Consider the following 5658-nt stretch of genomic DNA (forward strand, 5'->3'; position numbering starts at 1 on the left):
CAGCGAAGTCCGGCGGGCGCAGCGGGCAGCGGTCCGGCGCCCCGCGCGGCGCGTCGGGCGCGGCACGCCGGTCGAAGTCGGGCGACGAGTCGGAGATCGTCACCGGGCGCAACGCCGTCGTCGAGGCCCTCCGCACCCGGATCCCGGCCACGACGCTCTACGTCGCCGCCCGGATCGAGATGGACGACCGCGTCAAGGAGGCCCTGAAGGTCGCCACCAACCGCGGCATCGCCATCCTCGAGGTCATGCGTCCCGAGCTCGATCGACTCGCCGGTGAAGGCGGGGTGCACCAGGGGATCGCGCTCAAGGTCCCGCCGTACGAGTACGCGCACCCGGTCGACCTGCTCGACGAGGTCGTCGACTCCGGCGAGACGCCCCTGTTCGTCGCGCTCGACGGCGTCACGGATCCGCGCAACCTCGGCGCGATCATCCGCTCGACCGCCGCCTTCGGCGGCCACGGCGTCATCGTGCCGCAGCGCCGGTCCGTCGGCGTGACCGCGTCCGCGTGGAAGACGTCGGCGGGCGCCGCCGCACGCGTGCCCGTCGCGATGGCCTCGAACCTCACGCAGACGCTGAAGGCGCTGAAGGAGCGCGGCGTCTTCGTGCTCGGTCTCGACGGCGGCGGCGACGTGTCGCTCCCCGGCCTCGACTTCGCGGACCGGCCGATCGTGATCGTCGTCGGCTCTGAGGGCAAGGGCCTCTCGCGCCTGGTCACGGAGACCTGCGACGCAGTGGTGTCGATCCCCATCTCGGCGTCGACCGAGTCGTTGAACGCCGGTATCGCGGCATCCGTCACGCTCTACGAGATCTCGAAGCTGCGCGCCGAGTCCCTGGAGTAGCCCGAGCCGTCCGACGTCGGAGTCGCCTGGCGGGGACCGCCCGGCGGCTCACACCTTGAGGCGCCAGTCGCCCTCGTCGTCGGGGTCGTGCACCGCGATGGCGGCGGTGTCGGGGGCGACCGCCGGGAGCTCGGCCGTGATCGCCTCCGTGGGCGGGCCGATGACGGTCGCCTCGTCTCGGCGGTGGCGCAGCACGTCGTTGATGTACGCGGTGAGCGCCTCGGCGAGGGGGATGTCGCGGCTCTCGGTCTGCGCCATGTACCACCGGTGCTCGAGCAGCTCGTGGAACACCTCGGCGGGTTCGAGCTTGCCGCGCAGCTCCTGCGGCACCGCGCGGACGACGGGCTCGAAGACGCGCATGAGCCACTCGTGCGCGACCATCTCCTCGTCCTCGTCCCGGCGGTAGGTGGCCCGGTACGAGTCGAGGTCGTTGAGCAGGCGGCGCGCCTGGTTCTCGCCGGCGTCGAGGCCCGTGAGCCGCAGGAGCCGGCGCTGGTGGTGCCCGGCGTCGACCACCTTCGGCTGGATGCGCAGCGTGGTGCCGGTCGTGTCGGTGCGGATGGCGAGCTCCTCGATGTCGAAGCCGAGGTCGTTCAGCCGGTTCACCCGTTCGTTGATGCGCCAGCGATCGGCGACGCCGAAGGACTCGCTGCCCGTGAGCTCGCTCCAGAGCTTGCGGTAGGCGTCGACGATGCCGTCCGAGATGCGCACGGGGTCGAGTTCGTCGGCGACGCGGCCGCCCGCCTCGAGGTCGAGCAGTTCGCCCGCGATGTTGACGCGCGCGATCTCGAGGTCGTTCTCGCGCTGCCCGTTGGAGAGGCCGCCCTCGTAGAGCTTGCCGGTTTCGGCGTCGACGAGGTACGCCGCGAACGCGCCGGCGTCCCTGCGGAAGAGCGTGTTGGAGAGCGAGACGTCGCCCCAGAAGAAGCCGATGATGTGCAGGCGGACCAGCAGCACGGCGAGGGCGTCGACCAGTCGTGTCGCGGTGTCGGGCCGGAGCGTCTGCGAGAACAGTGCGCGGTAGGGGAGCGAGAACCTGAGGTGGCGCGTGACGAGCACGGGCCTGAGGGCCTCGCCGTCGGTATCCGTGCGATTCGTGATGACGGCCACCGGCTCGACGCACGGGATCTCCATACGCTGCAGCGTCCGGAGCATCTCGTACTCGCCCTTGGCCATCTCGGCCGTCGTCTCCTTGATGGCCACGACGTGTCCGCTGAGGTGGGCGAAGCGGACGAGGTGCCGGGAGATGCCCTTGGGAAGCGCGGCGATGTGCTCGCTGGGCCAGGCCTCGAGTGGAAGGTCCCACGGAAGGTCGAGCAGTGCGGGATCGGTCATCGCCGACGTGATCGAGAGTGTGCCGCTCATCAGGGACAGCGTACCGGGGAACGACGAAGCCGGCCGGGCCGAGGGCCCGACCGGCTGTCGTGACGACCGGAGTCGGTCAGCTGGCGACCGCCTCCTTGAGCAGGCGCTCGCCCGACTCGGCGTCGAAGACGTGCACGTGCTTCGGGGTCGGGAGCAGGTAGACCGTGTCGCCCGCGAACGGGTGGCTGCGGCCGTCGACGCGCGCGACGATGTCGGTGCGCTTGCCCTCGATCTCGGAGTGGCCGTAGAGGTAGCCGTCGGCGCCGAGCTCCTCGACGAGGTCGACCTTCACCTCGAGGCCCTCGCCGGGCGTGTTCGAGACCTGGATGTCCTCGGGGCGGACGCCCACGGTCACGATGTTGCTCGAGGCGGTCGCGAGCGCTTCGCGCTGCACGTCCACCGTGGCGGTGCCGAACTTGATGCCGCCCTCGACCAGCTCCGCGTGGAACAGGTTCATCGCGGGCGATCCGATGAAGCCGGCGACGAACACGTTGCTCGGCCGCTCGTACAGCTCGCGCGGGGTGCCGACCTGCTGGAGGACGCCGTCCTTGAGGACCGCGATGCGGTCGCCCATGGTGAGCGCCTCCGTCTGGTCGTGCGTGACGTACACGGTGGTGACGCCGAGGCGGCGCTGCAGCGAGGCGATCTGGGTGCGGGTCTGGACGCGGAGCTTGGCGTCGAGGTTCGACAGCGGCTCGTCCATGAGGAACACCTGGGGCTGGCGCACGATCGCGCGGCCCATGGCGACGCGCTGGCGCTGACCGCCGGAGAGCGCCTTGGGCTTGCGGTTGAGGTACGGCTCGAGGTCGAGCAGCTTGGCCGCCTCGAGGACCCGTGCGGCGCGCTCCTCCTTGCCGACGCCCGCGATCTTGAGCGCGAAGCCCATGTTCTCGGCGACGGTCATGTGCGGGTACAGCGCGTAGTTCTGGAAGACCATCGCGATGTCGCGGTCCTTCGGCGGCACGTCGGTGACGTTGCGGTCGCCGATGAAGATGTTGCCCTCGTTGACCTCTTCCAGGCCCGCGAGCATGCGGAGCGAGGTGGACTTGCCGCAGCCCGAGGGGCCGACGAGGACGAGAAACTCGCCGTCTTCGATCTCGAGGTCGAGCGCATCGACGGCGGGACGGGTGCCACCCGGGTAGAGGCGGGTGGCCTTGTCGAACGTGACTGACGCCATGGTTCTGTTCTCCTTCACCGGCAGGTACGTGCCGGACGATCCGTAGTGAATGGAAACGCCGACTTCGATGTCGACGCCCCCTCAGTATGCCATGGGTTCGCTGGACGTCCCGTCCCGTGACGTCCGCACCGTCCCCGGGGAACGCCGGGCCGGCTGCCGCGTCCAGCCCGCTTCCGGGCGCCGTTTGGACGATTCCCAGTGATCGCTCCTACACTCTTCGGTGCGTGCGCCTTCATGCGCGCGCGCCCCCACAGCGACCCGGAGTTGACCCACGATGAGCACTGGCGGATCAGAGCCACGCCCCACCCGAAACCAGCGTCGCGAGGCGGCCCGCGAGAAGGCCCGCGTCCTTCGGGAGGAGCAGCGCAAGCGCGACCGCCGGAACAAGTTCCTCATCCAGGGCGGCGTCGTGCTGGCGATCGTCGCGGTCGCGGCGCTGATCGGCGGCCTGATCTTCAACAGCATCCGGCCCGAGGGCCCCGGCCCGCAGAACATGGCGAGCGACGGCATCCTCCTCGTCGGCGGCGAGGCGGGCATCGAGGCCGTCGATACGCCCGCGATCCCCGCGGGCGGCCAGCCCACCCCGACGGTGCCCGACGAGAGCGGCACGGTCGCCAACATCGTGGTCTACCTCGACTACCTGTGCCCGTTCTGCGGCCAGTTCGAGACGACCAACTCCGACACGATGCGCACCATGATCGAGCAGGGTGCGGCGACCCTCGAGATCCACCCGATCGCGATCCTGACGAACAAGTCCGCCGGCACGCAGTACTCGCTCCGGGCTGCGAACGCCGCAGCGTGCGTGGCCGAGGAGTCGCCCGAGGCGTTCTTCGACTTCAATGCGCTCATGTTCGAGAACCAGCCCGAGGAGCTGACCGCGGGGCTCACGAACGACGAGATCAAGGACATCGCCGCTGAGGCCGGTGCCGCCTCGTCGGTCGACTCGTGCATCGACGACACCCGGTTCAAGAGCTGGGTGCAGGATGCCACGGAGCGGGCGCTCACCGAGCCGATCCCGAACTCCGAGCTCGCATCGGTGACGGGAACGCCCACCGTGCTCGTCAACGGCAAGCAGTACGTCGGCTCGCTCGAGGACCCGGCCGAGTTCCAGGCGTTCGTGCTCCAGGCCGCCGGCGAGAGCTACTCGGAGTCGGAGGCGACGCCCACGCCGACGCCGACGCCCGAGGCGGGCTGAGCCGACCGCGCACGACTCCGAGGGTCCGGCCGCCGGCCGGGCCCTCGCAGTGCGTGCCGGACCCGGGCATCGGTAGGATGTCAGGGTCCCTGCCGGCTTGGCGCAATTGGTAGCGCACCGCTCTTGTAAAGCGGTGGTTACGGGTTCGAGTCCCGTAGCCGGCTCGATGTCGAGATCCTCCGGCGGCCCGGCTCCGAGGCCGGCCGCGCCCCCTCCCGCCGCGCCTGCCGGCTCGGACCGCGCCCACCATCACGCGCACGCCGAGTCCTCCCGGGTGCCGATGTGGGCGGCCATCGCGCTCACGATCGTGTCCGGCGGGCTCGTCGCGCTGCAGTCGCGCGTCAACGGCGAGCTCGCGCGCGAGCTCGACGACTTCTCGGTCGCCGCGGCGATCTCGTTCGGCTCGGGCCTGGTGATCCTCGTGCTGCTCGCGGCCGCATGGCCCGAGGGGCGACGGGGCCTGGTGCGCCTGCGGGGCGCGCTGCAGGCGGGCCGCCTCGCGTGGTGGATGCTCCTGGGCGGCACCGCGGGAGCATGGTTCGTGGCGACCCAGGGGCTCGCGGTGGGCGTCCTCGGCGTGGCGCTGTTCACCGTGGCCATCGTCGCGGGCCAGACCCTCGGCGGCGTCGTCTTCGACGCGATCGGGCTGGGACCTGGCGGTCGCCGGCCGCTCAGCCCGACCCGCATCGCGGGGGCCGCGCTGGCGCTCGTCGCCATCGGCTGGGCGGTGTCCGCCCAGGTCGCCGGGGACGTGCCGCTCTGGCTCATGCTGCTGCCGTTCTCGGCCGGGATCGGGGCGTCCTGGCAGCAGGCGATGAACGGCCGCGTCCGCACCGCATCCACGAGCGCGCTCGCGGCCACGTTCATGAACTTCCTGGTGGGCACCGCGGTGCTCGTCGTCGTGATGCTCGCGCACGCGGCATCCGTCGGCTGGCCGACCGCGTTCCCGACCGCGCCGTGGCTCTACGCGGGCGGCGCCGTCGGTTGCGTGTTCATCGCGGCGCAGGCCGTGCTGGTTCGGCGGGTGGGCGTGCTCGTGCTCGCGCTCGGCCTCGTGGCCGGCCAGCTCGCTGCCGCGCTCG

5 protein-coding genes and 1 tRNA gene are annotated in these 5658 nt (G+C 71.2%); 4 read left to right on the forward strand and 2 right to left on the reverse strand.

Annotated features, from left to right (window positions below):
* Positions 1-839: 23S rRNA (guanosine(2251)-2'-O)-methyltransferase RlmB (gene rlmB, locus ESO86_RS10460; RefSeq protein ID WP_129234844.1), on the forward strand; the 839-nt coding region annotated here is incomplete at its 5' end.
* Positions 840-887: 48 nt separating this feature from the next.
* On the opposite strand, the gene ESO86_RS10465 is transcribed toward rlmB, so the two are convergent.
* Both ESO86_RS10465 and ESO86_RS10470 read right to left on the reverse strand, forming a co-directional pair.
* On the reverse strand, positions 888-2204 hold the full coding sequence (locus ESO86_RS10465) for a DUF4032 domain-containing protein (protein ID WP_129234845.1): 1317 nt from the start codon (positions 2202-2204) through the stop codon (positions 888-890).
* Between the two features lie 76 nt (positions 2205-2280).
* A complete protein-coding gene (locus ESO86_RS10470) occupies positions 2281-3381 on the reverse strand; it encodes an ABC transporter ATP-binding protein (RefSeq protein WP_129234846.1) in 1101 nt (366 codons plus the stop codon).
* Positions 3382-3655: 274 nt separating this feature from the next.
* Between ESO86_RS10470 and ESO86_RS10475 the strand changes: the two genes are divergently transcribed.
* The 3 genes from ESO86_RS10475 to ESO86_RS10485 all read left to right on the forward strand — a co-directional run.
* Positions 3656-4576: a DsbA family protein gene (locus ESO86_RS10475; protein WP_129234847.1), complete on the forward strand. Its 921-nt coding sequence runs from the start codon at positions 3656-3658 to the stop codon at positions 4574-4576.
* 91 nt (positions 4577-4667) lie between these two features.
* A tRNA-Thr gene (locus tag ESO86_RS10480) sits at positions 4668-4740 on the forward strand.
* A 116-nt stretch (positions 4741-4856) separates the two neighbouring features.
* Positions 4857-5658 (forward strand): DMT family transporter (locus tag ESO86_RS10485; protein ID WP_165307632.1); only part of this gene is annotated, 802 nt, incomplete at its 3' end.

Source organism: Agromyces binzhouensis (assembly GCF_004135055.1).
GTDB lineage: Bacteria > Actinomycetota > Actinomycetes > Actinomycetales > Microbacteriaceae > Agromyces > Agromyces binzhouensis.

Excerpts from the sequence above, each read along its gene's own strand:
- ESO86_RS10465 (WP_129234845.1), bottom strand. The coding sequence starts at position 2,204 with ATGAGCGGCACACTCTCGATCACGTCGGCGATGACCGATCCCGCACTG.
- ESO86_RS10470 (WP_129234846.1), bottom strand. The coding sequence starts at position 3,381 with ATGGCGTCAGTCACGTTCGACAAGGCCACCCGCCTCTACCCGGGTGGC.
- ESO86_RS10475 (WP_129234847.1), top strand. The coding sequence starts at position 3,656 with ATGAGCACTGGCGGATCAGAGCCACGCCCCACCCGAAACCAGCGTCGC.